General features: G+C 71.0%; 24 protein-coding genes. 9 read left to right on the forward strand and 15 right to left on the reverse strand.

Annotation, left to right across the window (positions count from 1 at the left end; translation table 11 throughout):
* Positions 1-417 precede the first annotated feature (417 nt).
* The 3 genes from FE633_RS06950 (at position 418) to FE633_RS06965 (ending at position 2,746) form a co-directional block, all read left to right on the forward strand.
* Complete coding sequence (locus FE633_RS06950) at positions 418-798, forward strand: STAS domain-containing protein (RefSeq protein ID WP_138044212.1); 381 nt, start codon at positions 418-420, stop codon at positions 796-798.
* A gap of 56 nt (positions 799-854) precedes the next feature.
* A complete protein-coding gene (locus FE633_RS06955; RefSeq protein WP_246113472.1) occupies positions 855-1,454 on the forward strand; it encodes a GNAT family N-acetyltransferase in 600 nt (199 codons plus the stop codon).
* Positions 1,455-2,029: 575 nt separating this feature from the next.
* Positions 2,030-2,746, forward strand: a complete 717-nt coding sequence (locus tag FE633_RS06965) for a GAF and ANTAR domain-containing protein (protein WP_138044213.1) — start codon at positions 2,030-2,032, stop codon at positions 2,744-2,746.
* A 262-nt stretch (positions 2,747-3,008) separates the two neighbouring features.
* Here the strand turns inward: FE633_RS06965 and FE633_RS06970 are convergent, their stop codons facing one another.
* Positions 3,009-3,587, reverse strand: a complete 579-nt coding sequence (locus tag FE633_RS06970) for an AMIN-like domain-containing (lipo)protein (protein ID WP_138044323.1) — start codon at positions 3,585-3,587, stop codon at positions 3,009-3,011.
* Between the two features lie 226 nt (positions 3,588-3,813).
* Between FE633_RS06970 and FE633_RS06975 the strand changes: the two genes are divergently transcribed.
* Positions 3,814-5,514, forward strand: a complete 1,701-nt coding sequence (locus FE633_RS06975) for a serine/threonine-protein kinase (protein ID WP_138044214.1) — start codon at positions 3,814-3,816, stop codon at positions 5,512-5,514.
* Positions 5,511-6,197, forward strand: a complete 687-nt coding sequence (locus FE633_RS06980; protein WP_138044215.1) for a hypothetical protein — start codon at positions 5,511-5,513, stop codon at positions 6,195-6,197. Before FE633_RS06975 ends, FE633_RS06980 begins: the two co-directional genes overlap by 4 nt.
* A gap of 62 nt (positions 6,198-6,259) precedes the next feature.
* On the opposite strand, the gene FE633_RS06985 is transcribed toward FE633_RS06980, so the two are convergent.
* The 5 genes from FE633_RS06985 to FE633_RS07005 all read right to left on the reverse strand — a co-directional run bounded on the left by FE633_RS06985 (position 6,260) and on the right by FE633_RS07005 (position 11,927).
* The gene (locus FE633_RS06985; RefSeq protein ID WP_246113473.1) at positions 6,260-7,828 is read right to left on the reverse strand and encodes an alpha/beta hydrolase; all 1,569 of its coding nucleotides are present in this window, start codon (positions 7,826-7,828) and stop codon (positions 6,260-6,262) included.
* A 458-nt stretch (positions 7,829-8,286) separates the two neighbouring features.
* On the reverse strand, positions 8,287-8,658 hold the full coding sequence (locus FE633_RS06990) for a cupin domain-containing protein (RefSeq protein WP_138044217.1): 372 nt from the start codon (positions 8,656-8,658) through the stop codon (positions 8,287-8,289).
* A gap of 324 nt (positions 8,659-8,982) precedes the next feature.
* Entirely contained in the window at positions 8,983-9,204 is a 222-nt protein-coding gene (locus FE633_RS06995; RefSeq protein ID WP_138044218.1) for a hypothetical protein, read from the reverse strand.
* Complete coding sequence (locus tag FE633_RS07000) at positions 9,201-10,322, reverse strand: DUF1152 domain-containing protein (protein ID WP_138044219.1); 1,122 nt, start codon at positions 10,320-10,322, stop codon at positions 9,201-9,203. The genes FE633_RS06995 and FE633_RS07000 overlap by 4 nt, the downstream gene beginning before the upstream one ends.
* An 84-nt stretch (positions 10,323-10,406) precedes the next feature.
* Positions 10,407-11,927, reverse strand: coding sequence for a hypothetical protein (locus FE633_RS07005; protein ID WP_425473154.1), 1,521 nt, complete (start codon positions 11,925-11,927; stop codon positions 10,407-10,409).
* 113 nt (positions 11,928-12,040) lie between these two features.
* On the opposite strand from FE633_RS07005, the gene FE633_RS07010 reads away from it, so the two are divergent.
* On the forward strand, positions 12,041-13,384 hold the full coding sequence (locus FE633_RS07010; RefSeq protein WP_138044220.1) for a molybdopterin-dependent oxidoreductase: 1,344 nt from the start codon (positions 12,041-12,043) through the stop codon (positions 13,382-13,384).
* Between the two features lie 376 nt (positions 13,385-13,760).
* On the opposite strand, the gene FE633_RS07020 is transcribed toward FE633_RS07010, so the two are convergent.
* From FE633_RS07020 to FE633_RS07030, 3 genes are read right to left on the reverse strand one after another with little or no spacing between them, the layout of a single operon-like run.
* Positions 13,761-14,540 (reverse strand): methyltransferase domain-containing protein, encoded by a 780-nt coding sequence (locus FE633_RS07020; protein ID WP_138044221.1) that lies wholly within the window; start codon positions 14,538-14,540, stop codon positions 13,761-13,763.
* On the reverse strand, positions 14,537-15,154 hold the full coding sequence (locus FE633_RS48115; RefSeq protein ID WP_138044222.1) for a TIGR04282 family arsenosugar biosynthesis glycosyltransferase: 618 nt from the start codon (positions 15,152-15,154) through the stop codon (positions 14,537-14,539). Before FE633_RS48115 ends, FE633_RS07020 begins: the two co-directional genes overlap by 4 nt.
* Positions 15,151-15,867: a glycosyltransferase family 2 protein gene (locus FE633_RS07030; protein ID WP_138044223.1), complete on the reverse strand. Its 717-nt coding sequence runs from the start codon at positions 15,865-15,867 to the stop codon at positions 15,151-15,153. The genes FE633_RS48115 and FE633_RS07030 overlap by 4 nt, the downstream gene beginning before the upstream one ends.
* Positions 15,868-15,990: 123 nt before the next feature.
* On the opposite strand from FE633_RS07030, the gene FE633_RS07035 reads away from it, so the two are divergent.
* Together FE633_RS07035 and FE633_RS07040 are read left to right on the forward strand one after the other, a co-directional pair.
* Complete coding sequence (locus tag FE633_RS07035; RefSeq protein WP_171059841.1) at positions 15,991-16,767, forward strand: response regulator transcription factor; 777 nt, start codon at positions 15,991-15,993, stop codon at positions 16,765-16,767.
* Positions 16,768-16,772: 5 nt separating this feature from the next.
* Positions 16,773-17,885: a sensor histidine kinase gene (locus FE633_RS07040; RefSeq protein WP_138044225.1), complete on the forward strand. Its 1,113-nt coding sequence runs from the start codon at positions 16,773-16,775 to the stop codon at positions 17,883-17,885.
* 30 nt (positions 17,886-17,915) lie between these two features.
* Here the strand turns inward: FE633_RS07040 and FE633_RS07045 are convergent, their stop codons facing one another.
* Positions 17,916-18,917 carry an NAD-dependent epimerase/dehydratase family protein gene (locus FE633_RS07045; protein ID WP_138044226.1) on the reverse strand — a complete coding sequence of 334 codons (1,002 nt, stop codon included), beginning with the start codon at positions 18,915-18,917 and terminating at the stop codon, positions 17,916-17,918.
* A 215-nt stretch (positions 18,918-19,132) separates the two neighbouring features.
* On the opposite strand from FE633_RS07045, the gene FE633_RS07050 reads away from it, so the two are divergent.
* The gene (locus tag FE633_RS07050) at positions 19,133-19,873 is read left to right on the forward strand and encodes a flavodoxin family protein (protein ID WP_138044227.1); all 741 of its coding nucleotides are present in this window, start codon (positions 19,133-19,135) and stop codon (positions 19,871-19,873) included.
* A 113-nt stretch (positions 19,874-19,986) separates the two neighbouring features.
* Here the strand turns inward: FE633_RS07050 and FE633_RS07055 are convergent, their stop codons facing one another.
* From FE633_RS07055 to FE633_RS07075, 5 genes are all read right to left on the reverse strand, one after another.
* Positions 19,987-22,368: a discoidin domain-containing protein gene (locus FE633_RS07055; protein ID WP_138044228.1), complete on the reverse strand. Its 2,382-nt coding sequence runs from the start codon at positions 22,366-22,368 to the stop codon at positions 19,987-19,989.
* Positions 22,365-23,585, reverse strand: a complete 1,221-nt coding sequence (locus FE633_RS07060; RefSeq protein WP_138044229.1) for a hypothetical protein — start codon at positions 23,583-23,585, stop codon at positions 22,365-22,367. The genes FE633_RS07055 and FE633_RS07060 overlap by 4 nt, the downstream gene beginning before the upstream one ends.
* Complete coding sequence (locus FE633_RS07065; protein ID WP_212747173.1) at positions 23,582-25,009, reverse strand: alpha-L-fucosidase; 1,428 nt, start codon at positions 25,007-25,009, stop codon at positions 23,582-23,584. The genes FE633_RS07060 and FE633_RS07065 overlap by 4 nt, the downstream gene beginning before the upstream one ends.
* Positions 25,006-25,194, reverse strand: a complete 189-nt coding sequence (locus tag FE633_RS07070) for a DUF6903 family protein (protein ID WP_138044230.1) — start codon at positions 25,192-25,194, stop codon at positions 25,006-25,008. Before FE633_RS07070 ends, FE633_RS07065 begins: the two co-directional genes overlap by 4 nt.
* 63 nt (positions 25,195-25,257) lie before the next feature.
* Positions 25,258-26,181 carry a carbohydrate ABC transporter permease gene (locus tag FE633_RS07075; RefSeq protein ID WP_212747174.1) on the reverse strand — a complete coding sequence of 308 codons (924 nt, stop codon included), beginning with the start codon at positions 26,179-26,181 and terminating at the stop codon, positions 25,258-25,260.
* Positions 26,182-26,190: the final 9 nt, after the last annotated feature.

Genomic DNA, 26,190 nt, shown 5'->3' on the forward strand with positions numbered 1-26,190 from the left:
GCACCACCGGCGGCGACCACGACGCTGCAAGAGGATGGCGGGCGTGCGGGCGCCGGGTGCAGTCCGGCTCGTCGTCGTGCGCGCGTCGCACGCCTGGTGCTCACCCGGGCTGCCCGGCAGGCCCCGTCTCCCGCCACTCGGCGGACCGATTCGCCGACTATGCTGCTGGTGTGGGCGTCCCAGACCTCGGCGGCACACCAGCAGTCGCACACGATGCCTGCGGAGAGCGGACCTGCGGTCCGGTCGCCGGACGCATTCCCCGGGAAGAACGGCCCGGACACCACTGACGGGAACTCAGTCGGTCGGGACGCTCGTCCCCCATCACCCTGTGTGTATCCGCTTCGGTCATGTGCCACGTCAGGTCGGCAGTCCGCCGACGCGTGAGACTGTCCGGCGGGTTTCGTGAACCGAGGCGTCATGGCCCTTCCACAGCTGAACGTCTACCGGCTCGACCGGAACACCCGTGCTCTGATCACCCTGGCGGGAGAGATCGACCTGGCCACCGCGCCGCTGGTGCGGGCATCGCTGGCGGAGTGCCTGCGCGACGGCATCCGCGCCATCGATGTCGACCTCACCGCGGTCACCTTCTGCGACGCAAGCGGACTCAACGCCTTCCTTACGGCATCCAGGCTCGCCGACGAGTCCGGAACGACCCTGCAACTGCACTATCCACCACGGACGATGGCTCGCATCATCGAGATGACCGGATCCGGCTTCCTGCTCTTCCCGTTCCACGAGCCGCATGCCGCTGGGGGACCGTCGCATCCGATTCCCGCCGTCCCGGGTGGTGCGCTGTGACGGCATCGCCCCGGCGGGGGCAGCCGCCGCAGGGTGAAGGAAACGCGCCTTTCCGCATGGAGACAGTGCGCCTGCGCCGGCTGAACCGCTGGCAGGCCGAGGGCCTGCGGGAGGACCTGGCCGATCTGTACGTGGAGTCCTCCCGGGCGGAGTCCGGTGAGGAGTACCGGGGCAGGGAGGCATTTCTGCGGCGGCTCACCGGCGACATTCGGCGGCCTGGGTTCGCCCTGCTGATCGCGGAGGACACGGCGTTCGTGGGATGTGCCTTCGGATTCCCCGTTCGGCGCGAGGGGACATGGTGGCGGGGGTTCGACGGAACCCTGCCACAGAGCATCGAACAGCTCACAGTGTCGGGACATGTCTTCGCGATCACCGAGATCGTGGTGCACCCGCATGCGCAGAACCAGGACCTCGCCCGGCGGCTGCAGCAACGGCTGCTCGCCGACCAGCACGCCTCGCTCGGCGCCACGCTGGTGGATCAGGCCGACTCCGCAAGCCTTGACGCCTTCCTGTTCTGGGGGTGGCAGGACATCGGAGAGGTCCGCAGGCCGTCGGGCCCCGCGGTGCTGCGGGCCCTGGTCCTTCCCCTCGGACCGCGCACGGCGGCCCGGCCGGACGGGCTCGGCCACGACAACCGCACCCAACGGCACGACTGATGAACGCCGGGCGGTCGGCCCGTATCACGCTGCTGGTGGCCGAGCAGGCGGCCAGGCAGGGGGGCGCGGGTCGGCGTGGTGGACGTGTGCACTGCAGCGGTGGCCGCGCTGCCGATCGGCGGGGCCGGCGTGTCGGCGATGTCGGACATCATGGCCTGTCATCCCTTGTGCAGCACCGACGACGTCAGCGAACAGATGGAAGAGCTGCAGCTCACGCTCGGCGAGGGGCCGTGCATCGATGCCTTCGCGTTCGGCCTCGCGGTGCTGACGCCCGATCTGCGCACCGATGAAGTGCGAGCCCGCTGGCCCGTGTTCGCGATATCCGCAAGCCCTGGTACGGCTGCGTGCCTACGCCTACGCGTACGGACGCCGTCTCGCCGATGTCGCGGCCGACGTGGTGACCACCGGCTCCGCCTTCCCCCGGACCCGGACGCGGACCCGGACCCGGACCCGAACCCCGGGGCCGGAGCCCGGGAGAGCCGACGACGGGGACTGACGAGTGGCCACGTACCCCCAACCGCCCTGTACTTCCCGCTCCTTCCCGGCGAGACTGGTTCCGACAGAGGGTGTGCACCATGGATGAGCAGCTCCTCGCCAGGACATTCGTCGAGTTGGCCGACAACCTGGTCGCTGACTTCGACCTGATCGACTTCCTGCGCCTGCTGACCGACCGCTGCGTGAGCATGCTCGACGCGAGCGCGGCCGGCGTACTCCTTGCCGACCGGGACGGCGAGCTCCGTGTCATGGCCGCCTCCGACGAACAGGTGCGACTCCTGGAGCTCTTCCAGTTGCAGAGCGACGAAGGCCCCTGTCTGGAGTGCTTCCGCACGGGCGTACCTGTGACGGTGCCCGATCTGCGCACGCAGGCCGACCGGTGGCCGCACTTCGCCGAGGCAGCCCGCCTCTGTGGCTTCGGAGCGGTCCAGGCCCTGCCGATGCGCCTGCGGAACGAGGTCGTCGGCGCACTGAACCTCTTCCGCGCCGCCCCGGGCCCCTTCGACCCGGCCGCCACGCCCCTCGCCCAGGCCCTGGCCGACGTCGCCACCATCAGCCTGCTGCAGCAGCGCTCCGCGCACCGCAGCACCGCCCTCAACGAACAGCTCCAGACGGCCCTGAACAGCCGCGTACTGATCGAACAGGCCAAGGGAAAGCTCGCCGAACGCCAGGGCGTCGACATGGAACAGGCCTTCACCGCCCTGCGCGATTACGCACGCGCCCACAACCGCCGCCTCGCCGACCTGGCCCGCGCCTTCATCGAGGGCGCCGAAGCGCTCCAGGGCCTGAATACCTGACACAGGACAGCGCACTCGTCGAGTGGGACGAAGAGAAGACCAGCCGGTGGCGCTGCGCACCGCTGGTACAACGGCCCCGGCGCAAACACACCGGGGCCGCCCTTCCGGGCCATTGCACGTGAGAGTGCGCTGACCCACTTGCCATCGTATGACCGAAATGCTCTTCCGTCACGAGGGATTCTCGGGGACGAAGGTCCACGAGACCGGGATGGCAGGAATACGTCACCTGCGGCCGCCTCGCGATGTTCCTGGAGAGGTCCGGTCAGCGCCTGCTCGTCCAGCTGTGGGCCACATCCAGCACCAGGCGGTCGGGCAGCTGGATCACCCGGAACGGCAGCCGGGCGCGGACACCGAGACCGATCTGTGTCTCGCCCTCGAAGCTGCCGGCGAACCGGGTGTCCCTGAAGGTGCGGTATCCGCCGATGTCCACACCGGGCAGGGGGCGGGCCACCCGTCCCGGGTACGCGGGCGCGCCGCTTTCCGGCTCGTAACTCGGCGCGGCGACACGGATTTCGAGTACGGCCCCGCCGGCGACCGGGATGTAGCGACCCGAACCGTCCTGGTGGAGCCGGTCGACGTACCTGATGTAGTAGCCGATGTGACCGCCGCCGCCGGGGACGTCGAACACCATCCGGTCGAAGCAGTCGTGCCGGCCGGTCCTGATGTCCTCCAGTGGCACGGCGCCGGCGGCGACACCGCCCTTGGTGCCGCTGCCCCAGCCCGTCGGGCAGGTCGTGGCGCGTGAGGCGGCCGTCGGGGCCGCGCCCGCTGTGGTCGCCCCCGCCCCCAGTACGGTCCCCGCCAGGACGAGTGCCGCCGCTGCCGCTCCGATTCGTCGCATCATGTCCCCCTTGGTTGCGTAACGCTTCTGTTGGGTGAGATGAGCGGGTATGGCGGAAGGTTGTACCCGTTCCGGTTACGAGTTGGCTTCGTGGCATGCGGAGAAACACGGTTCGCCGCACCGCTGGCGCACCGCAACCGATGTGGCCGAAAATGTGTCCCCCAAAGCGTGACCCGAAGCTCCGGAGCGGGTGAGGTTCCGGCGGCTCGGCGGCCTGGGGGGGCAAATGAGCACATGGACAGTGCCCGGATACACCGAGTCGCTGGAGCTCGGATCAGGGGCAAGCGGGCGGGTCGTACTGGCCGTGCACGAGGAGACCGGCGTTGCGGTCGCGGTGAAGTACCTCAGCGAGTCACTGCGCACCCGGCCGGGCTTCGTGCACGACTTCAGGGCGGAGGCGCGGCTGCTCGGCGGGCTGGAGAGCCCGTACGTCGCCGTGCTGTACGAATACGTCGAGAGCCCGGACGGCGCCGCCATCGTGATGGAGCTGGTGGACGGTGTCTCGTTGCGGGCCCTGCTGGCCAGACAGGGCCCGCTCGATCCCGAGGCCGCGCTCGTGGTCCTCAAGGGATCGTTGCTCGGTCTGGCCGACGCGCACCGCATCGGCGTCGTCCACCGCGACTACAAGCCGGAGAACGTCCTGGTCGTGCCGGACGGATCGTCCAAGCTCGTCGACTTCGGGATCGCGGTGGACGCCGGCACCAGCGTCGGCATCGCGGGAACCCCTTCGTACATGGCCCCGGAGCAGTGGACCGGCGCGCCCGCCTCTCCCGCCGCCGACGTGTACGCGGCCACGGCCACGTTCTTCGAGTGCCTGACGGGCCACAAGCCGTACTCGGGTGACCATCTCGCCGAACTCGCGCTGCGGCACGTCGATGCGCCCATCCCCGTCGAAGAGATCCCCGAGGAGGTTCCCGAGGCGGTGCGGGAGCTGGTGCGGCGCGGTCTGGCCAAGAACCCGGACGAACGGCCCACACACGCCGAGGCGTTCGTCACGGAACTGGAGGCGGCGGCGGGCGTCTCGTACGGGCCCGACTGGGAGGAACGCGGCCGCGGACGGCTCGCCGCGCTGGTGGCACTGCTGCCGCTGCTGTTGCCCTCGGCCCGCGGCGCCCCGCGGACCACGACGGACACCGCACGCACGGTCCTGAGCCGGCAACCGGAACCCGTACCCGTACCTGAACCGGGCCACGGCTGGGCTCAGTCGTGGCGGCCCGGCCGCCTGGGGATGCTCGTGTCCGGTGCGGCCGTGATCCTGGGCGTCCTGCTGTCCTACGGCATCCAGCACATCCCGGGGGCGGCTCCGCAGCAGGCGGCGCAGGCCGTGGCCACCACCAGCGCCCAGCCCGGCGTGGAGCCGGACGGGCTCACCGCTCCGACGGCTCCGACCGCGTCGGGCGACTCGTCGGCGCCCCCGACGTCCACCGTGTCACCCAGCCCGTCGGACTCGGACTCGGGATCGGACTCGGGCCCGGTGACCGCCGGCACGGACGAGCCCTCGGCGTCCGCCACCACGGCTCCGGCCGAGGAGACGACGACGCCCGGCGGGGCGACCACCGAGCCGACGCCGACGACCGCTTCCCCCACCTCGCCGGCCGCTCCCGCCGTCAAGGACGTCGCGGTGTCGGGCTTCCGGCAGACGGGGCCCACGACCGCCACGGCAACCCTCGACATCACCACGGACGGCACCGGGCCGGTGTCGCTCACCGTCTCGTGGTTCACGGGCGACACCAAGGGACAGCTCGGCACCCCGGACGGTGCGTCCCAGACCTTCGAGCGCAGCGGCGCCACCCAGTACACGCTCACTGTCGACCACACCTTCCAGGGCAACGGCTGCTACTGGGCGGTGCGGGCCACGACCACTCCGGCCTCCGCCGACGGCGGCGCCTCGCAGCAGCTTCTGACCAGGCAGTGTGAGATCCGATGACCGATCGGAACGACAGCCGCGCCCCGGGTGACGAACCCGGCTCCGCCGACGCCGAGTACAGCGCCACCGTGCTGGCCAGCCACTGGATCCAGAGACCCGAGCCGCACGACACCACCCGCGTGGGGACGCACCTCGTAGGGACGCCCCTGGTAGGGCCGACGACGCCGACGCGGCCGGATCGTGTCGAAGGCACCGTGCTGCGCTTCGGCCCGGGTGTGACCGCCGCCGTCGCGCACCGCACCCACGGGACGCTGCCCGCCGTGCCACCGCCCGTCGCGCACCCGCACCCGCGTCGCCGTCTGCGCAGACACGCTCTGCCGGCGCTGGTGCTGATCTGCGTCATCGCGTTCCTGGCCTGGCAGCGCCTCGGGCCGTCCGTCGCGCTGCGCACGGTGGAGGTGACGGCCCGGCCGGCGGTTCTGGGGTGCGACGACACCGCGGACATCGTCGGCGTCGTCGCCACGAACGGCCGGCCGGGCACGTTCTCCTACCGCTGGATCCGAAGCGACGGAACCGCCTCGGGAGTCCTGCGCGAAGTGGTGGTCCGGGACCAGGGACAGGCACGTCTGCACCTTCGGTGGACCTTCCAGGGCAAGGGCCACTACACGGCACGGGCCGAACTGCGCCTCCTTTCCCCCACCCACCGCACGGTCACCACTGAGCTCACGTACGACTGCCCGTGACCGCCGGTCCGGCCTGACCGCCGGTGCCGGACCGGCGGTCAGGCCTGTCGGCCGGAACCGGATCAGCGCAGGGTGCCGATGCGGTCGAGGCGCTCGTTGACGCCGTTGCGGAGTTCACCGAGCGTCGTGCCGGGCGGGGCCACCGTGGGCGTGGAGGAGGGCGGCTGGGTCTCGTCCGCGCAGGTCGTGCCCGAGGCCGGGACCTTCAGGTCCACCAGATAGCCCGTGACCGCGTCCGTCGCGCAGGCACTCCTGCCGAAGGCGGTGTGCCCCTCGGCCCTGAACGTGAGCAGCGAGGCGTTGTCCAGCCGCCGGGACAGGGCCACCGCGTCCTGGTACGGGGTGTCCGGGTCGCCGGTGGTGCCGACGACGAGGATCGGCGCGGAGCCCTTCGCGCGGTAGGAGCCGTCGTAGCGGCTGACGCGTTCGCCGGGCCACTGGGTGCAGGCCGTGGCGTGCTGGTGGTCGTAGGTCGGCGGGCCGTACGCCATGGCCGGGCCGAGCAGCGGCGCCGCCTGGGCATTGGCGGTGACGTTGCGCTCCAGCCGGCCCGGGTCACGCGGGTAGTCCCGGTCGACACACTCGACCACCACGTTCGGGCCCAGGAAGTCGAAGCTGGCCGGGGACGGCGGCCTCAGCAGGAAGGACGTGTTGTCGCGCTGCTGGGCCTTGCGCAGGGCCTCACCGAACGAGGGCCAGATGACCTTGCCCTCGTTGATGTTGAACATCAGGCGGTAGACGAGGGTGTAGCCGTTCGCCTGCCCGCCGTTCGCGGTCGGCACCGGGTTGGCGTCCAGGTCGGCCTTGAGCTTCTCGAACGCCGCCCGGGGGTCGCCGTCGCCGAACCCGCAGGTGGCCTGGTCGGCGGCGCACCAGTCGAGGAAGCGGCTCATCGCGCCGTCCAGGGCCAGGTATTGGGGCCGGTCATAGGCGTACGGCCGGTTGGCGTAGTGCACCGGGTCGTACGCTCCGTCGAGGGCCAGGGCGCGCACCCGCTCCGGGAAGAGGGCGGCGTAGACGGTGCCGATGTAGGTGCCGAACGACCGCCCGTAGTAAGTGAGTTTGTCTTCCCCCAGCGCCTGGCGCAGCAGGTCGATGTCGCGGGCGACGTACTCGGTGCCGACGTACGGCAGCAGTTCGCCCGAGTTGTCCACGCAGGCCTGGTTGAACTCGGCGGCCTCGCGCAGGGCCGGACCGAAGGCGTCCGGGCCGGGTACGCCCTTGGCCTGGGTGACGGCCTGGGTGTATCGCTGGTCGTCCCAGCACTGGAGCGCCGAACTGCGCCCGACGCCGCGTACGTCGTATCCGAAGACGTCGAACGAGTCGCGGAGGGCGGCCGGCAGGTCCGCGTAGTTGTTGCGGACGAAGTCCACTCCGGAGTTGCCCGGCCCTCCGGGCTGCAGGAAGAGGGTGCCCTTCCGCTTCGCCTGGTCCGCGGCCTTCTTGCGGATCACGGCCAGGGTGATCGTGCGGCCCTGCGGTGCGCGGTAGTCCAGCGGGACCTCGGCGTTCGCGCACTCGAAGCCGCCCTGGCAGTCGGACCAGACGAGGGACGGAACCGGCGGCGCCTCCTGCGAGGCCGTCCGAGCCGTCTGGGTCGTCTGGTTCGTGCCGGTCGGCTGAGCGGCCATCGCCTGGGCCCCCGTTCCGGCGACGACAAGGGCGGTTGCCGCGGCTCCGGCGATTCTCAGACGTGTGAAGGCTCTCCGCGCCCGGGAGCCGGAGACGGGATCTGGCGTAGTCACTGCGCGTTTCCCCTCGGGCTGATGTGTCGTCAATAACCCACTGATGACGGTGAGATCAGGGAATTTCTAGCTCACCCGAGAGGGAAAAACCACAGTGTGTCAGGCCGTTACGCGTTCGGCAGCCAGGGTGCGAGGGCGGCGTCGACCGCGCTGAACGCCCTGGGCGCGTCCGGCCGTGCTCCGCCCGGCTGGGACCAGCCAGGGCAGCGGGACCCCGACCACGAAGTGTTGTCCCGTGCCGGGTTCGAGCCCGCCGGACGCCAAGAGTTCTCCGTCGAGCACCACTGGACGACGCGTGACCGCTGGCCGCTGACCGTGCCGGTGTCGGTCGGTGCGTGGTCCGGTCAGTCGAGGGTCTCTGCGGGCTTGGTCCGTGGCCCTCCCGCGTCACCCGTGTTGAGAACTCCTTCTGGCTCCAGCAGCAGAACCGCGGTCTCCTCGTCGGCCACCGGGCAGTGTTCGGCGCCACGGGGCACAACGAACAGCTCTCCGGGTTCGAGCACGACGTCTCCGTCCCTCAGTTGGATGGTGAGTCGTCCGCTGATGACGAGGAACAGTTCGTCGGTGTCCTCATGCTTGTGCCAGACGAACTCCCCCTTCAACTTGGCGAGTTTGACCTCGTAGTCGTTGAGACGGGCGATCGTTTTCTGGGTCCAGAGCTCGCTGAACTGAGAAAGTCTGTGCGCCAGGCTGACAGCTGTGTTGGGTTCGTTCATGCGACGAGCGTCCCGCTGCGACCCGGCACCTGTCTTGTACGTTCCTTGCATGACAGGTGAGCGACCTCGAACGCGGATCAGCGCCTGGCGGCCGGCGGTCACCGGGAAGTGAATCGTCGGCCTGGTGGTGGCGGTGGCGGCGGTGGCCGTGGCCCCTCAGGTCTTGATCGCGCCGGCGACGAGTGCCTGGAGCTGTGCGGCGGTGCGGTCCACGTCCTCGACACGTTGACGTCGCGGCAGGGGCAACCAACCCTGCTGCCCGAGCACATGGCCCCCCTGTGGAAGGCTGCCGCTCAAATGAGCCTGAGTGGCGCACGTCGCGCTCTAATGTCTTGCGTCCGCCGCGATCCCGCGGCCCTGTTGCGCAGCCCGATGAAGAGCTTGGGCCACCTGCTCGGCGTCATCGGGAGACAGCAGGATTTCTTGAGTCCAGAGGATCGACAGTCTGATGTCGCCGTTCAACAAGTTGGTCGCCACGTCGATTTCGGTGCCGTTGCCGGTGGCGTCCTGCACGCTCAGACCGAGGTCGCTGCTGAATGCGCTCATGGTGACGGTTCCTCATAACCCGTCGCACCACTGGCCGTGACGCTCCACAGCGGTGCGGCGTATCGCTCCGGGCGGTTGCGGACGAGCAGTTGGTGCAGGTCCTCGCGCAGGGAACCGTCGAGGTTCAGCACCTCGGTGATACGGCGGAACGTCGCATGGGTGACTCCGCGGCTTCGGGCCTCGGCCTCGAACCGGGCGAGTTGGAGCAGCACGGTCTCGGGGTCGAGTTCGACCGGTGGCTGTTCCTTGAGCGAGGCGGCCCTGTCGCGTTCGTAGTCGATCTCCGAGGAGCCGCAGATTTCGCGGCTGTGCGCCTCTACCTCGGCCAGCGTTTCCGTTGCCATGACGGCGCGGGCCAACTGATTGCGGCCGACTGCCTCGTCCAGGTCGACTTCATGGACCGTGGGGCCCTCGTCGGTGAGGGGAACGGGGCGGCCGGCGTCTCGCATCTCGCAGGTGCCGCGTACGCCTCGGGCCGTTGCCGCGAGCATCCCGGTGGCCTCGGACGGGTGCCACTCCAGGACCGGGCCGATCGGCTCCACGTCCTGCGCCGTGAAGGTGTGGACGAGCGGGCCGAGCATGCCGCGCAGGTCATCGAAGGAGAGTTCGCCGTCGAGGCCAGGGCCGGCCACCAGGAGTCGGACGGGTGCGTTCACCTGGCAGCACGCGGCGAGCGTGACGGCGTCGGCGAGTGGGCTCTTGAGGGTCGGTTCGTCGCCCCGCGCGAGGATGTCGCCGCCGACGTCCAGAAGATCGATGGACTCCGGTGACAAGTGGCTGACGAGCTCTTCGAGTTGGCGGGTGATGCCCTCGGCGCCGTGGTGCGGATCGATCAGGGCGAAGGTGTGGGGGAGTTCCGCTGCGAGGCGGGGGAGGGTGGACCTTGCCGGGGCGATCGGGCGGGCCTCGGCGGGCACTGCCCGGACGGCTGGGGTGAGCTGTTCGAGGCCGGTGAAGTTGGCCGGTCCGCGCGGGCCCGGTACCGGGTCGGTCAGGAGGCGGTCCCACGCGTAGGTGAGGATCACCGCCCGGTCGGCGTCGCCGTAGAGGGCGGCGTGAAGCATTGCGGCGGCGACCGCGTCGCCCCCTCCTCCTGCCGCGACGATCAACCTCGTCATGCGATCAGCCTACGGGGTCGAGGGTCCGGTGCCGCCCTGATGACCCCGTGAGCGGAAGGTGCGGCGATAGGTGTTCGCTCGTACTCACCAGCCGGTCAGAAGGAGGTGGTTGACGAGGAGAGCGAGGACGGCCTGTGCGGCCAGCCAGGCTCGCGGCCGGGGCAGGAACGCGCAGGCCGGCAGCAGCCAGGCCGCGAACGGCAGCCAGATGCGTTCCGTCTCCGCCTTGCTCATTCCGGAGAGATCCGCCACGAGCAGAGCCACCAGAGCGGACAGGACGAGCAGGGCGAGACGCGCCTCGACGGCGGAGTGGGGTGCCGGTCGCCCGGGCGCGCCCGGCGCGGGCCGGGCACGGAGACCGCGGAGACCACGGAGAGCTGTGCGGACACCAGTACGTCGGCGGACCAGCGTGACCCCCGCTCGTCGCAGTCCCGCCACCGTCGCGGGGCCGATGATGAGCACCGTGCACGCGAGGTTCGCCCACACCCAGTAGCCGTACGGGCGGAAGCCGCCGGCGCCCTGGTGGTAGCGCCGGACCAGCAGGTGGTACGCCTCCCACCAGTCGAATCCGGCGAGGGTGAACTGCAGCGGGACGACGGCGAGTCCGGCGAGCAGGGCGAGAAGGACGGGAAGCCCCCGGGCGAGGCTCCGGATCCGGTCCAGGCCCAGCAGCAGCACGCCCGCCCCGATCAGCGCACACAGCGTGAGCCCGTACGAGAGGTAGCAGGTCAGGCCGAACAGCAGCCCGGAGCCGAACGCCGCGGTACGCCGCCGGAGTTCCGTTCGCTCTGTCAGCCCGAGTGCGAGCAGTGCCAAGGACCAGGCGGCGACCGCCGTGAAGTACGCGTCGGCGGAGGTGCCCATCCACACCGCGGCCGGGGCGAGGACCAGGAAAGGCGCTGCCCGGCGCGCGAGGTCCTCCCCGGCCAGGGCCCGCACCGTGACGAGTACGGCCGCGCACCCCGCGGCGCCGACGGCGATGCACCAGACACCGGCCCACGCCCCGCCACCCAGGCCGATCCGGTCGAGGAGGACGAAGGTGAGGGTGGCCGCCGGGGGATGCCCGGCGACATGGGGAGGCCAGTGGTCCGGGGAACCCAGCAGAATGTGGTCGGTGAAGGTCCGCAGGGTGCCGGGGATGTTCTCGAAGCGATCGATGACCTGCAGGTACTCGTACTTGGTCGTCAGCCGCCCGGCGATCCCGCGGTGCCAGCCGTCGATGAGGGCGAGGCACCCCGTCCAGGCCATGGCGGTGACCCAGGAGGCCCACAGCAGCGGGCGCCAGGGCAGGCGGGCGGCCACGCCAGGGCCGTACGCCACGACGGCGATCGCGACGACGAGCGCGGCCGGGGTGCCGGGGCCCGTGTGCGGCAACCAGTTTGCGTACAGGGGCGGCCGGCCGACGTGGAGGACGTCGTCGGCGCGCTTGATGGCGATGCCGACCAACGCGGCGGCCGCGACGAGCAGTGCGGCAGCCGCGACGGCATACAGGTCGCGGCGGGGATCGCCGTGGGCCCGGGCGCGGTTGTCCTCGTCGGCGTTGTCCTCGTCGGGGTTGTCCCGGCCAGGTCTGTCCAGGTCGGGGTTGTGGAGATCGCGGGTCACGCGGGAACGCTAGGCCGGTCGGCGCCGATCACGGCCCCGACAGGCGTGGATGTCAGCGTTTCGTCATGGGTCGCGAGCCCGCTCGCCGGGTGCGCCGGGCCTACGGTCTGGGCATGGCACGGTCTCCGCGGCGCTGGCCGCCACCTTCGTCCCCCGCGTTCTGGCGCAGCCCGCTGCGCGGCCCCTGGTTCACCTCGGTGCTCGGGGTGGTGCTGCTCGCCGGGATCACGGTGCTGTTCGTGACGGGGCTGCTGTCGTACGCGGCGTACAACCCGGACCTGTCGCCGGTGAACGACAAGACCCCCGGCAAGGGGATCCTCGGCTTCTACCTCTTCGCCTGGCCGACCGACCCGTACTGGCTGTACCGGCTCAACCAGGGCGTCCACGTCACGCTCGGGATCACGCTCGTCCCCGTCCTGCTGGCCAAGCTGTGGTCGGTCGTGCCCCGGCTGTTCCAGATCCCGCCGGCACGGTCGCTCGCTCACGCGCTGGAGCGGCTCTCGCTGCTTCTGCTGGTCGGCGGCGCTCTGTTCGAGTTCGTCACCGGTGTGCTCAACATCCAGCTCGACTATGTCTTCCCCGGCTCCTTCTATCCCCTGCACTTCTACGGCGCCTGGGTGTTCTTCGCCGCGTTCCTCGCGCACGTCGTACTGAGGGCGCCGACGGCCGTGCGCAACCTGCGCCGACTCCGGGGGAGCGAAGGGGCATCGGCTCCTCCGCCGGGTTCACCGGGTTCACCGGGTTCACCGGGTTCGCCGTCGAGCCCGCCGCCCGTTTCCCCGCCGGTGTCCGCGGCGGAACCCTCGCTGGTGTCCCCGAACCCCGTGGAGCCCACCGTCTCGCGGCGCGGGGCGCTGGGGATGGTCGGGGGCGGCTCGCTGCTCCTGTTCGCCACGACGGTGGGGCAGAACTTCGACGGGCCGCTGCGGGCCACCGCGCTCCTCGCCCCGCACGGCGGTGCCGAACCGGGCAGCGGCCCCGCCGGGTTCCAGATCAACAAGACGGCCGCGTCCAGGGGGATCATTGCGACGGAGACGAGCGAGGAGGCGTGGCGGCTGGCGGTGACCGGGCCCGGCGGATCCGTACGTCTCAGTAGGGCTGAGCTGCTCCGACTCCCCTTGCACAGCTCGGCGTTGCCCATTGCCTGTGTGGAGGGGTGGTCGACCTCCGACCAGTGGTGGCGGGGCGTACGGCTGCGGGATCTCGCCGCCCTCGTCGGGTACGAGACGGACGCGGCGCCCGATGTGCTGGTGGAGTCCCTCCAGCGCCGCGGCGCCTTCCGCCGGGCCGCCCTGAGGGCCAACCAGGTGCGTGACCCGCGCTCCCTGCTGGCCCTGGACGTGAACGGAGAGCCGCTGACCCCCGACCATGGCTATCCCGCGCGGGTCATCGCGCCCGCCGTGCCCGGTGTGCTCAACACGAAGTGGGTGGCCCGGATGACGTTCGGAGAGCTGTGATGAGGCCGACGGGGCCGACGGGGCCGACAGGGCCGACGGGACCGACAGGGCCGACGGGACCGGCGAGGCTCCGGGCGGCAGTGGGCAGCCCCTTCCAACTGCTGCTCCTCGCCTGCTCGTTCGCGCTCGCCGGGTACGCCGGGGTGCGGCTGCCGGCGGAGGACTGGTTCGGGGTGGCGCTGTGGCTCGTGGGCGCGGCGGTGCTGCACGACCTCGTCCTGCTGCCGCTGTACGCGGTGCTGGACCATGCGGTCGTACGGGCGTCCGGTGCGGTCGGCCGCCGGGAGCTGACCCTGTACGTGCGCGTGCCGGCAGCTTTCTCCGGGCTGCTCCTGCTCGTGTGGTTCCCGCTGATCAGTGGCCGGGTGGCGGACCGCTACCGGTCGTTCACCGGGCTCTCGCCCGACGGCTTCCTCGCGCGCTGGCTGCTGATCACGGCCCTGCTGTTCGGCGGCTCGGCGCTGCTGCTGGTGCTGCGGCTGTGGCTCCGGCGGCGACCGCGACTGCGCAGGGCGACAAAGGACCGGCCGCCCGCCGTCCACTGATCGGCTGCGCGCCAGGCCGGTGTGTCGGCGTACCGCAGCAGCGCCCGCGTGCCGAGCCGGGCCCAGGGGAACGTGGCGTCGGCGGGACCCTGGTTGTCGGCGGCCCGGACGATGCGCACGTCGACGCGCTCGTCCACGTCCGCCGGGACCGTCTCGGCGATCAACAGGCCGCCGGGCAGCAGCAGTTCGGCCAGTCGGCGGAGCAGGGCGCGCGGGTCGCCGCCTATGCCGAGGTTTCCGTCGAGGAGCAGGGCGGTGTCCCAACGGCCCTCACCGGGCAGCGGTTCGAAGACCGAGCGCCGAAGGGCCTGCCCCCCGAGCTGTACGGTGTGGGCGACGGCGGCCTCGCTGACGTCGATGCCGAGCGCGAGCCGGCGCCGGGCGGCGAGCTCCGTGACCAGCCGGCCCGGCCCGCACCCCACGTCGAGGACGGCTCCCTCGCAGCGCCCCAGGACTTCCAGGTCCACGGCGTCGGCCCGGGCGCACCACCGCTCCACCTCCAGGGGCAGCAGCCAGCCGTCGCCGCGGCGCAGGAAGAGCGGTCCGCGGCCGGTGCGCAGGGCGTCGGCATAGGGGTCGGTGGACCAGGGACGCTCCGACACAGTGCTCATCGGCCCGCCACCGCCCGCACCCGGGCCAGCTCCTCGGCGAAGCGTCCGCGGGGCGACGACGCGGCGACCGCCTCCGCGTCCGCGGCGGTGTCGACGTCCCGCAGGACCGCCGCATCGCGCACGCGCAGGCCGGCCGCAACGAGCCGGTCGCGCTGCGCGGCGCCGGTGGCGGGGGTCGACATGGGGATCCCGCGCACCAGCTCCGGGTCCGGCTCGGCCAGCCCCAGGGCCCAGAAGCCGCCGTCCTCGGCCGGACCGAAGTAGGCGTCGCACCCGGCGAAGTCCACGGTCAGGAGGTCCGGCGTCACCTGCGGTGTGTCCATGCCGATGAGCAGGGCGGGGCCGTCGCAGCCGGCGAAGGCGGCGGCGAGCCGCTCGTCCAGTCCGCCCGCGCATTGCGGTACGACGTCGAAGCCGGGCGGCAGCCAAGGCCCGGCCCGCCCTTCGAGCACGAGGACGCGTCGGGAGGCGGGGGCCGCCGCCACGGCGCGCAGGGTGTCCGCGAGGGCCGCCTCGGCGAGCGCCGCCGCCTCCCGCGGGGTGAAGGGCGGTGTCAGCCTGGTCTTCACCCGCCCCGGGCGCGGCTCTTTGGCGATGACGAGCAGGGTGGTCAATGCGGGACTCCTTCTCGACCGGGTGCTTCGGCCAGGACACGGCTCATGTCCCGCACCGCCTGCCAGGTGCCGCGCCAGGTGCCGGTCACCTTGGAGGCGCCGTTGCGCGGCAGGTAGGGCACGTCGTGCTCGGTGACGCGCCAGCCCGCGTCGGCGGCCCGCACGACCATCTGCAGGGGATAGCCGCTGCGCCGGTCGGTGAGGCCGAGTCCCAGCAGCGGCTCACGGCGGGCGGCACGCAGCGGGCCGAGGTCGTGCAGGCGAAGTCCGGTGCGGCGGCGCAGCATCCGGGCGAGCGCGAGATTGCCCGCCCTGGCGTGTGCCGGCCAGGCGCCCCTGCCCCGCGGCCGTCGCCGTCCGAGCACCAGGTCGGCCTCGCCGGCGCGCACCGCGCGCACGAACGGCACCAGCAGCGACGGGTCGAGCGAGGCGTCGCAGTCGCAGAAGCACACGACGTCGGAGGTGGCGGCGACCAGGCCCGCGTGGCAGGCGGCGCCGAAACCGCGGCGCGGCTCGTGGACGACGGTCGCGCCGAGTGCGCGGGCGAGGTCCGCCGAGCCGTCGGTCGAGCCGTTGTCCACGACCAGTGCGCGCCAGCCGGGCGGGATGCGGGCGAGCACCCAGGGAAGGGCGCCGGCCTCGTTCAGGCAGGGGAGGACCACGTCGACCTGCGGTCGTTCGGATGATGGGGGCGTCACGGATGGGGGCGTCACGGGTCTCACCCTACGAGCGCGAAAGGTGCATTTCGGACTTCAGGTCCTTACGAAACACGGACGTTGGGGCAGACCGAGGGGCTGGACGGGGCATGGGCGAGGGCGCGGTGCCAGGCTGGGGTCATGCAGCAGCCGTACGAATCCCCAGGTGCCGGACCAGGTCCACAAGTGACGCGTGAGGCCGGTCGCGACGGCGGCGACGGGGCCCGTGTCCTCGTCGTGGACGACGACCCCACCGTCGCCGAGGTCGTCTCCGGCTATCTCGACCGGGCCGGATACGTCGTGGACCGCGCCGGGGACGGGCCGGCCGCACTCGCCCGCGCCGCCGCGCACTGGCCCGATCTGGTGGTGCTGGACCTGATGCTGCCGGGCATGGACGGGCTTGAGGTGTGCCGCCGGATGCGGGGCCGCGGGCAGGTGCCGGTCATCATGCTCACCGCGCGCGGCGACGAGGACGACCGGATCCTCGGGCTGGAGGTGGGCGCGGACGACTACGTCACCAAGCCGTTCAGCCCGCGGGAACTGGTCCTGCGCGTCGAGTCGGTCCTGCGCCGCACCAGGCCCGCCGCCACCACACGGCCCCTGCACGCGGCGGGACTCTCCGTCGACCCGGCCGCCCGTCGCGCCACCAGGAACGGCACCGGACTCGCCCTCACCGTCCGGGAGTTCGACCTGCTCGCGTTCTTCCTGCGCAACCCCGGCCGGGCGTACGGCCGGGAGGAGTTGATGCGCGAGGTCTGGGGCTGGGACTTCGGCGACCTGTCCACGGTCACCGTCCACGTGCGGCGGCTGCGCGGCAAGGTCGAGGACGACCCGGCCAGGCCCCGCCTGATCCAGACGGTGTGGGGGGTCGGCTACCGCTTCGACCCCGCCGGCACACCCGGCCACGAGGAGGGCTGAGGGCCGTGCGCGACACCCTGCTCATCGTCCTGTACGCCTTCTTCGGCGCAGCCGCGGCCGGGCTGCTCGGCGCGGGTGCGTTGTGGCTGCTGCGCCGTCGCTCGCTCACCGCCTCCCTCGCGGTGGTGTCCGCCGTAGCGGTGACCGCGATGCTCGCCGGCACCCTGGCCGTCGCCTGGGCGATGTTCCTGTCCGCCCATGACCTCTCCGTCGTGACCACCGTGGTTGCCATGGCCGCCGTGGTTTCGCTGGCCACCGCGCTGCTGCTGGGCCGCTGGGTGGTGGCCCGCAGCCGCGCACTCCAGCTGGCCGCACGCTCGTTCGGCGACGGCGGCGACTTCGCGGCTCCCGACGGCCCGGCGACCGCCGAACTGGCCGCGCTCAGCCGGGAGTTGGCGGCGACCAGCGCCCGGCTCTCCGAATCGCGCGAGCGCGAGCGGGCCCTGGAGACGTCCCGGCGCGAACTCGTCGCCTGGATCTCGCACGACCTGCGCACCCCGCTCGCGGGCCTGCGCGCGATGTCCGAGGCGCTGGAGGACGGGGTCGCGGCCGACCCGGACCGTTACCTGAAGCAGATCCGCACCGAGGTCGAGCGTCTCAACGACATGGTGGGCGACCTGTTCGAGCTCTCCCGCATCCACGCGGGGGCGCTGGCGCTGAGCCCGAGCCGGATCTCCCTGTACGACCTCGTCGGCGACGCCCTCGCGGGCGCGGACCCGCTCGCCCGCGAGCTCGGCGTACGGCTGGTCGGCGACCGCGTCGAGCGCTTGCCGGTGGAGGTGGACGGCAAGGAAATGAGCCGGGTGCTGGGCAATCTGCTGGTGAACGCGATCCGGCGCACACCGGCCGACGGTACGGTCGCGGTCGCCGCCGAGCGCTGCACGGACGGCATCGTCCTGTCCGTCACGGACGGCTGCGGCGGTATTCCCGAGGAGGACCTGCCCCGGGTCTTCGACACCGGCTGGCGCGGCACCCACGCGCGTACGCCTCCGGCGGGCGCAGGCCTGGGCCTGGCCATCGTTCGCGGCATCGTCGAGGCCCATCAGGGGCGGGCCGCCGTACGCAACGTCACCGGCGGCTGCCGCTTCGAGGTGACGCTCCCGGCGGCCGAGGTGTGAGGGGACGGCCAGGGCAGAACAACCCGGAGGTCACCCCTCGCGCAGGTCCGCCCCCGCGAACTCCCGCATCCCGTCCGCGAACCCGACCTCCGGCTTCCACCCCAGTTCGGTCCGCAGCCGGGACGAGTCCGCCGTGATGTGCCGTACGTCCCCCAGCCGGTACTCCCCGGTGATCAAGGGCTCAGGACCGCCGTACGCCGCGGCCAGCGCCCGCGCCATCTCGCCGACCGTGTGCGGCTCGCCGCTGCCGGTGTTGAACACGGCGAGCGCACCCCCGGCCGTATCCGCCTCCAGCGCCACGACGTTGGCGGCCGCGACGTCCCGTACGTGTACGAAGTCCCGCCGCTGCCGCCCGTCCTCGAAGACGCGCGGGGCCTCGCCGCGCGCGAGCGCGGACCTGAAGAAGGAGGCGACCCCGGCGTACGGGGTGTCGCGCGGCATGCCCGGCCCGTACACGTTGTGGTAGCGCAACGACACGGCCGACCCACCGGTGGACCGTGCCCACGCGGCCGCCAGGTGTTCCTGGGCGAGCTTGGTCGTCGCGTACACGTTCCGCGGATCGACCGGGGCGTCCTCGCCCACCAGCCCGGGGAACAACTCCTCCCCGCACACCGGGCACCCGGGCTCGAACCGCCCCGCGGCCAGGTCGGCGGCGGCTCGCGGCCCGGGCCGCACCACCCTGTGGCGCGGACACTCGTACCGCCCCTCTCCGTACACGACCATCGACCCGGCGAGCACGAGCCGCCGCACCCCCGCGTCGGCCATGGCAGTGAGCAGCACGGCGGTGCCGAGGTCGTTGCACGACACGTAGTCGGCGGCGTCCGCGAAGCCGGTCCCCAGTCCGACCATCGCCGCCTGGTGGGACACGGCGTCCACCCCGGCGAGGGCGCGCGCGACCGCCTCCCGGTCCCGGACGTCCGCGCCCGCGTCCTCGCGCACGTCGAATACGACGGGCTCGTGCCCGCGCGCCCTCAGCGCCTCGACCACATGGGACCCGATGAACCCGGCACCGCCGGTGACCAGTACCCGCATGTGCCGACCCTAGGTCCGCGGCCCCACCGCACCGCAGGACCGCGCCCGTCACGTCACCGGTTCGTAAGGGGGCGCGCGCTGACCGCTCCACTCCACGCTGCCCGGTCGCCGCCTGCCGGTGCGTCGAACCAGGACAAACGGCCGCCGGCGCGAGACCCTGCCGTTGACTCCGGCCCGGTCGCGCGCCCCGCGGCCTCCGAGTGAAGGAGCCTGCCATGGCGACCCCGTCCACCACGCCCACTGACGACACGTACCGCTTCGACGACCTGCGCGCCCTCTTCATCAACTGCACGCTCAAGCCGTCACCGCAGCTCAGCCACACCCAGGGACTGTTGGACAGGAGCCGCGCCATCATGGACGCGCACGGCGTCGCCACGGACGTGGTGCGGGCCGTGGACCATGACATCGCGCCGGGCGTCTACCCGGACATGACCGAGCACGGTTTCGCCACCGACGCCTGGCCGGCGCTGTACGAGCGGCAGGTGATGGCCGCGGACATCCTCGTACTCGTCGGGCCGATCTGGCTGGGTGACAACAGCTCGGTCATGAAGCACGTCATCGAACGGCTCTACAGCTGCTCGGGCATTCTCAACTCTCAAGGGCAGTACGCCTATTACGGCAAGGTCGGCGGCTGTCTGATCACCGGCAACGAGGACGGCGTGAAGCACTGCGCCATGAACATCCTCTACAGCCTCCAGCACCTGGGCTACACGATCCCGCCGCAGGCGGACGCGGGCTGGATCGGCCCGGCGGGGCCCGGTCCCTCGTATCTCGACCCGGGCTCGGGCGGCCCCGAGAACGACTTCACCAACCGCAACACCAGCTTCATGACCTGGAACCTGATGCACCTGGCGGCCATGCTCAAGCGCGCGGGCGGCATCCCTGCCCACGGCAACCAACGCTCCGAATGGGAAGCCGGCTGCAGCCCCGACGCGGCGAACCCGGACCACCGCTGAGAGACCGCCGAGAGGTGGCCGGTCCGACGGATCCTGATGCGTGCCGTCGAGCAGATCGTGCGTAGGCACTGTCCACCATGGACGGGTGGACAGTGCCTACGCACGCGGTGTCCCTATGCGGTGGTGTGGTAAACGGCGATCTCCGTCATCGTCGGGGTGTACTGCTCCGTCGCGATCTGTCCGGTCAGCGCCACCCGGAGCCGGGAGGCCGTGACGCTGCCGAAGCCGGTCACGGTGAGGTCGTGCCCGATGCCGGTGTCGCGGCTCGCGAACGTCACCCATCGGCCGGTTCCGGCGTCCCATCGCTGCAGCTCGAACGACTGCACCCGCGGGTTGGTGCCCGAGTCGGTGTACTCGTCCAGGTAGACCTCGTCGAAGGTGGTGTCCGCGCCGAAGTCGATGTCGAGCGTGATCGGGTAGGTCGCGTCATCGGCCGCGGCCCAGCGGGTCGTGAGGTCGCCGTCGGTCAGCTTGTCCGCGGTGAGCGTTCCGTTCGCCCCGGGGTGGGTCGAGCTCGCGGTGACCGGTTTGCCGAGCGCGAGATCGACCCGGTTGTCCGCCTCCTCCTCGATGGGGTCGTCGTCGACCGGGCTGGTGACCTGCGTGCCGATGCGCTTCTCGGCGACGCCTATTTCCGGTGCGTCGCCGTAGTAGATCTGAGTACCGAGGAAGTCCTTGGTGCCCAGGTGCGGGTTGTACCGGCCGGTGTCGATGAGCGGTGAGTCGTCTCGCAGCGCGAAGTGCGCCGCGGCCTTCCGGATCCGGTCCACGCCCGCCCCGGTGACGTACTTCGCCGGGTCACCGACGAACCGCGGGTCGGCCCGCAGCCCCTTCGGGTCGGCCGGTTCCTGGCTGGAGTGGGTGCCGCCGGCCTCGTAGTAGTCGTTGTTCGAGAACACGGCCTGCCGCAGGGCGCCGGTCCGGCGATACCACGGCGTCGCAGTCGTCTTCGAGGTGTTGTAGAAGATGTTGTTCAGGAAGTAGACCCTGCTCAGGAACGTCTCGTCGTGGACGTAGTCGAGATCCGCGCCGTCGTAGACGAAGGTGTTGTTCGTGAAATAGGTCGGCGAGTAGTTCGTCGACAGCATGTTCTTCACGAGCACGCCGTCGTCGTTGACGCTGAGGTTGTAGCGGGCGATCGAGTTGGAGCTGTTGCCCATATAGGCCATCCAGCCCGCCGCGTTGTCGTGCGAGTAGTTGAACTGGTACGTGACGTTGAAGTTCGTGTACTCGAGGTCCCACGGGGTGCCGTCGTACTCGTTGTTCGGACCGCCGTAGACCTCGTTGAACTGCATGACCGAGTCGGCGCCGGCCCACAGATAGAGCGCGCAGGACACCGCGTCGTAGCGCTTCAGATACCCGTTCACCTCGTTGTACTCGACCGTCATGTTCTTGGTGTTGGCGAGCTGGATCGCGCCCTGGCCGATGCTCTCGGCGTAGTTGTGGCCGATGTAGACGTCGCGGCTGTACAGGTCGCGGGTGCGCACCCACAGCTGCTCCCAGCCCTCGTGCCACTTCCCGCTCTCGTCGTACTGGCCGGAGTCGGCTGTGCGGTCGTAGAACCAGTTGAACGCGAACTGGATGGCGTGCAGTTCGACGTTCTCGAAGGTGTTGTTCTCGATCCGGACGTTCTTGAAGTAGTAGCCGCCGGTGCCGTAGTCCTTGTAGCTCTTGCTGCCGAAGACCTGGAAGTCGACGGCTCCGTAGTGGATTTTCTGCCAGTAGCTCGGGCCGTCGATGTTGTGGACGTACACGTCCGAGATGCGGAAGTGGTCCATGATGTTGTCCTCGCCGGCCTTCAGGAGGTCGGCGTTGATCGACACCATGATTCCGTCGCGGACATAGGTCCCCGCGGTGATGTTGGTCGCGAAGTCGTCGTCATTGGACAGCTCGACGTTGTTGATGTCCCAGTACTGCTGATTGCGCAGCACGATGGAGCCGGTCCGGCCCACGGTTTCGGGATTCTTCGTGCCGTCCGCGTTGAACGGGTTCGGGACGTTGCCGTTCGTCGCGATGTACGGCCGGCCGGCGCTCGGGTCGCCGTACGCCGAGATGGTGATCGGCTTGCCCGCGCTGCCCGAGCCCTTCGGCCACAACTGCTCGTCCTGCCACTCCTCACCGGCCTTGAGCAGGATGCGGTCGCCGGGCGCGAACGTCGTCGAGTTGGCCTTGTCGAGGGTGCGCCAGGCGGTCTTCGGCGAGGTCCCGGCCGCGTTGTCGCTCCCCTTCGTGGCGTCGATGAAGTAGTCCGTGCCGCCGGTCGTGTTCGGCGAGTTGCCCGGCCAGCTCGGCAGGGCGGCGGCAGTGGCGGTGCGGGCGGGGCCCGGGGCCGCGACGGCGTGCGCGGCGGGAACGAACGATCCGACGAGCACCGCGGCGAGCAGGGCGGTGAGGACCGCGCGGAGCGCACGCACCGAGGGCCAGTTGAGCGTCGGCGCCGCCTCGTTGACGGGGGATGGTTCGGTATCGGCAGGTCTTATGGGGACAGGTCTCATTGCTGCTGCACATCCTCTGCGTTGATGGCGTCCACCGCCGAGGCGTTGATATCGATGTCGCTGCTGTCGACACGGCGCTGGAGGTACTGGTTGAACTTCTTCTCGACGAGCGACTGCCGGATCCGCCGGGAGTAGTCGGCGAACGCCTTGTCCTCGTCGACCTTCTTGCCGTCGAGCTCGTAGTAGGTGATCTGGCCGGTGTCTGTGACGGGGGCGGAGATCCGGCCCGGTGAGAGCTTGCCGAGCACCGCCATGAGGTCCTGGTCGTGGGCGTTCAGCCCGGTGGAGCCACTGCCGTCGTATGTGCCGGTCGTGAGCTTGGCACCCGGTTCCCCGGCGGCGACGGCCTTGAGGCGCCCGGCGTCGGCCACCCGCCGCCGCAGACGGGTGGCGTAGTCCGCGGAAGCGCCGGCGGGCACCGGCACGACGAGCTTCGAGTACCTGTACGTGGTCGCGTTGGCGCTCCAGTCGTCACGGTCGGCGTCGAATGCGCGCCGGACATCGGCGTCGGTGACCCGGAGCGGGTCGCCGGCGTCCGCGCCGAGCCGCTTCTTCAGGCTCGTGGTGAGCTCGGTGAGCCGGTGTGTGTAGTACTCCTCGGGGGAGAACCGCGCGACGCCGTAGACGGTCCGGCCCGCGGCGATCGCCTTGGCACGGGACTCGTTCTCTTCGGCCAGCTCGGCGAGGAAGTCCGCGTGGTCCACGGAGTCGATGAGCCCCTGCTCCTTCGCGAGGACGAGCGTGGTCTTGTCCCGCCAGATCTCGTCGAGCGCACGGGTCTCGAGCCGCCGCAGCGCGGTCTTGTCGCCGGCCTTCGCGTTCCAGTCGGTCTTACCCCGCAGGTGGTACTTGTTGCGCAGCTCGTTCTGCACGGTCGGGGCGAGCCGCCGCATGTGGAAGAGCAGTTCGTCACGGGTCACGGGGTGCCCGTCGAGGGAGGCCACCTCGGCCTCGCTGGTGCGATGGCTGAGCATCGTCACTCCGGTGACCACCAGCGCGGCGAGGGCGACGCACACACCGGTGAACCAGACGACTGCCCGGCGCGACGGCCTGCGGGAGGTGCCCGGCCTGCGGGAGTTACTCGGGCCGCGCGAGGTGCTTGCCTTGCGCGGGGTTCCCGGCTTGCGTGAGGTGCTGCCCGACTTACGCGTGGTGCCCTGCTTACGCGTGGTGCCCTGCCTGCGGGAGGTGCCCGTCCTGGGCAAGGTGCCCTTCATGAGGCCGCCCCTATCGCGGCCACCCGGGCGACGACGGGCGTGTCCCGGGCCCCGGTCACCTCGGCCAGTACGGTGTCGACCTCGGCCGGCGGGAACGTCAGGATGCGCTGGTAGCCCACTGCGTTCGCCTCGGCGAGCGTCGTCCACCGGCCGTCCCGGCGGCCCCGGACGACGACATGCTCGATGCGCTGCCCCTGCGTGATGTCCTCGCCCAGGACGACCGCCTCGACCGGGCGGGGCCCGGCGAAGGCGAGTGTCACGGCGGGCAGCGGGTCCGTGTCGTCCGGCCGCCACGGCGTGCGCCCTCTGCCGGGCCACGCGGTCGCGACGTCGCCCGGGGTACCGGACGAGACCGTCGCGGTCGCCTCGATCCGCCGTGCCCGGAAGTCCTCGATGCGCCGCCCGAGTTGATCGAGGACGGCCACGTCGGTGTCGCGTATGCGCCCGTCCCCGGCAGGCGGGACGTTGAGCAGGAAGCAGGAGTTGCCGCCGACGGCGCGCAGGCAGATGGTGAACAGTTCGTCCACGGAGCGGACCGCGGCGTCCTCGACCGGGTGGTGGAACCAGCCGGGACGGATGGAGGTGTTGACCTCGGCCGGATACCAGACCAGGTCGTCCTCGTGCCCGGCCAGCGCGGCGCGGCTGCCGAGGTCGCGGTCGTCGCTGCGGACGAGCCGGGCGAAGACTCCGTCGTCCGCCTTCTGCGAGCGGTCCGAGGTCCGCTCGGCGTCCTGCAGGGCGCGCGGGACCACACTCCACTCGTCGGGGCGGGTGTCCCCGGCCTCGTTGCCGCACCAGCGGACGTCGGGCCCGCACACGCTGATGACCGCGTCCGGCTGCAACTCGCGGACCACCGCGTAGTACCGCTCCCAGTCGTACACCTGGACCTTGCCGTTGGGACCCTCGCCATTGGCGCCGTCCAGCCAGACCGAGAACACCGGTCCGTACCGGGTGAGCAGCTCGGTGAGCTGGGCGACGTAGAAGTCGTCGTACGCGGTCCCGGAGCCGTACGAAGCCTCGGTGCGGTCCCAGGGGGACAGGTAGATCCCGAACCGCAGGCCGTGCCGCCGGGCCGCGTCGGCGACCTCCGCGACCACGTCGCCCCGGCCGCCCCGCCACGGCGACGAGGCGACCGAGTAGGCCGTGACGTCGCTCGGCCACAGACAGAACCCGTCGTGGTGCTTGCAGGTGAGGATCACGCCGGTCATCCCGGCGCTCTTGAGCGCCGCGACCCACTGGTCGGCGTCGAGCCCGGCCGGGTCGAAGGCGGCCGGGTCGTCGTGTCCCTCGCCCCACTCCCGGTCCGTCATCGTGTTCATGCCGAAGTGGATGAACCCGTAGAACTCCATTGCCTGCCAGGCGACCTGACGGGCGCTCGGCCGGACCGCGGCCAGCGCCTGTCCGGGCGCCGCGGCCGCGGTCACCGGAACCGCCGGTTGTACGCGGCGAGCAGGGCCAGCAGCCCGGCCAGCGCGGCGAGCATGACCAGGAGGTTTCCCCACCCGACCGTCGTTCGCGCGGTGACGACGAGCGTGAGGCAGGCTGCCGCGACGAGCGTACGGGCGGTGACGAGCAGTGCCGTGCGCGTCGATTCCTTCATGCCGGTCATGAACGGTTTTCCTTCCACTGACTGACTGACTGACTGACTGATTGCTGATGCGCGGGGTGCCGGTCAGCCCTTCACTCCGCCGGATGCGATGCCCTCGATGAGCCGACGCTGGATGACCGCGTAGAGGATGAGGACGGGAACGATGACGATGACCATGCCGGCGTAGAGACGTCCGTAGTCGGCGGCCGCCTTCTGCGCGGTGAACAGGTTGAGCAGGCCGACCTGCAGCGTCTTGCCCTCGCCGGGGAGCAGGGTGAGCGCGATGATGAAGTCGTTCCAGTAGGCCAGGAAGTTGAACAGGATCACGGTGGTGACCGCCGGGCGCGCCATCGGGAGCATGATCCTGGTCATGATCCGGAAGCGGGACGCCCCGTCCAGGGCGGCGGCCTCCTCGTACTCGACCGGTATCGACCGGAAGTACGCGGCGAGCAGATAGATCGTGAACGGGATCGACGTGGCCGCGTAGACGAGCGACAGGACCGCGGGGTTGTCGATGAACAACCCGCCGGGAAAGACGTCGATGAGCGAGCGGTCCCAGTCGACGAGCATGAGAAAGATCGGCACGACGATGTAGTTGACGTTCACGAAGAGGCCGGCCAGGAGCGCGGTCTCCACGATGCGGCGGCCGCGGAACTCGTAGCGGGCGATGACATAGGCCGCCGGCACGGAGACCGCCAGGACGAACACCAGCCCGAGCACCGTGACGAACACGGACGTCAGAAAGTACTGACCCATGTGCGCGGTGACGAACGCGTCGACGTAGTTCTCGAGGTGCAGGCCCTTCGGCAGCGTCCAGGGGCTGCCGAAGAACTCGCTCTTCTGTTTGAGCGAGGCGAGCAGCACCCAGGCGACCGGCACCGCGATGGCGAGCGCGAGGGCGATGACAAGGGCGTAGGTGAGCGCACGGCCGGTCCGCGGCCGGTCGGCACCGGGGCGGTCGGTACCCGGGCGGTCGGTGCGCGGGCGGGATGAGCTGATGATGGTCATGGTGTCCGT

This window comes from Streptomyces montanus (assembly GCF_005786655.1).
Lineage (GTDB): Bacteria > Actinomycetota > Actinomycetes > Streptomycetales > Streptomycetaceae > Streptomyces > Streptomyces sporangiiformans.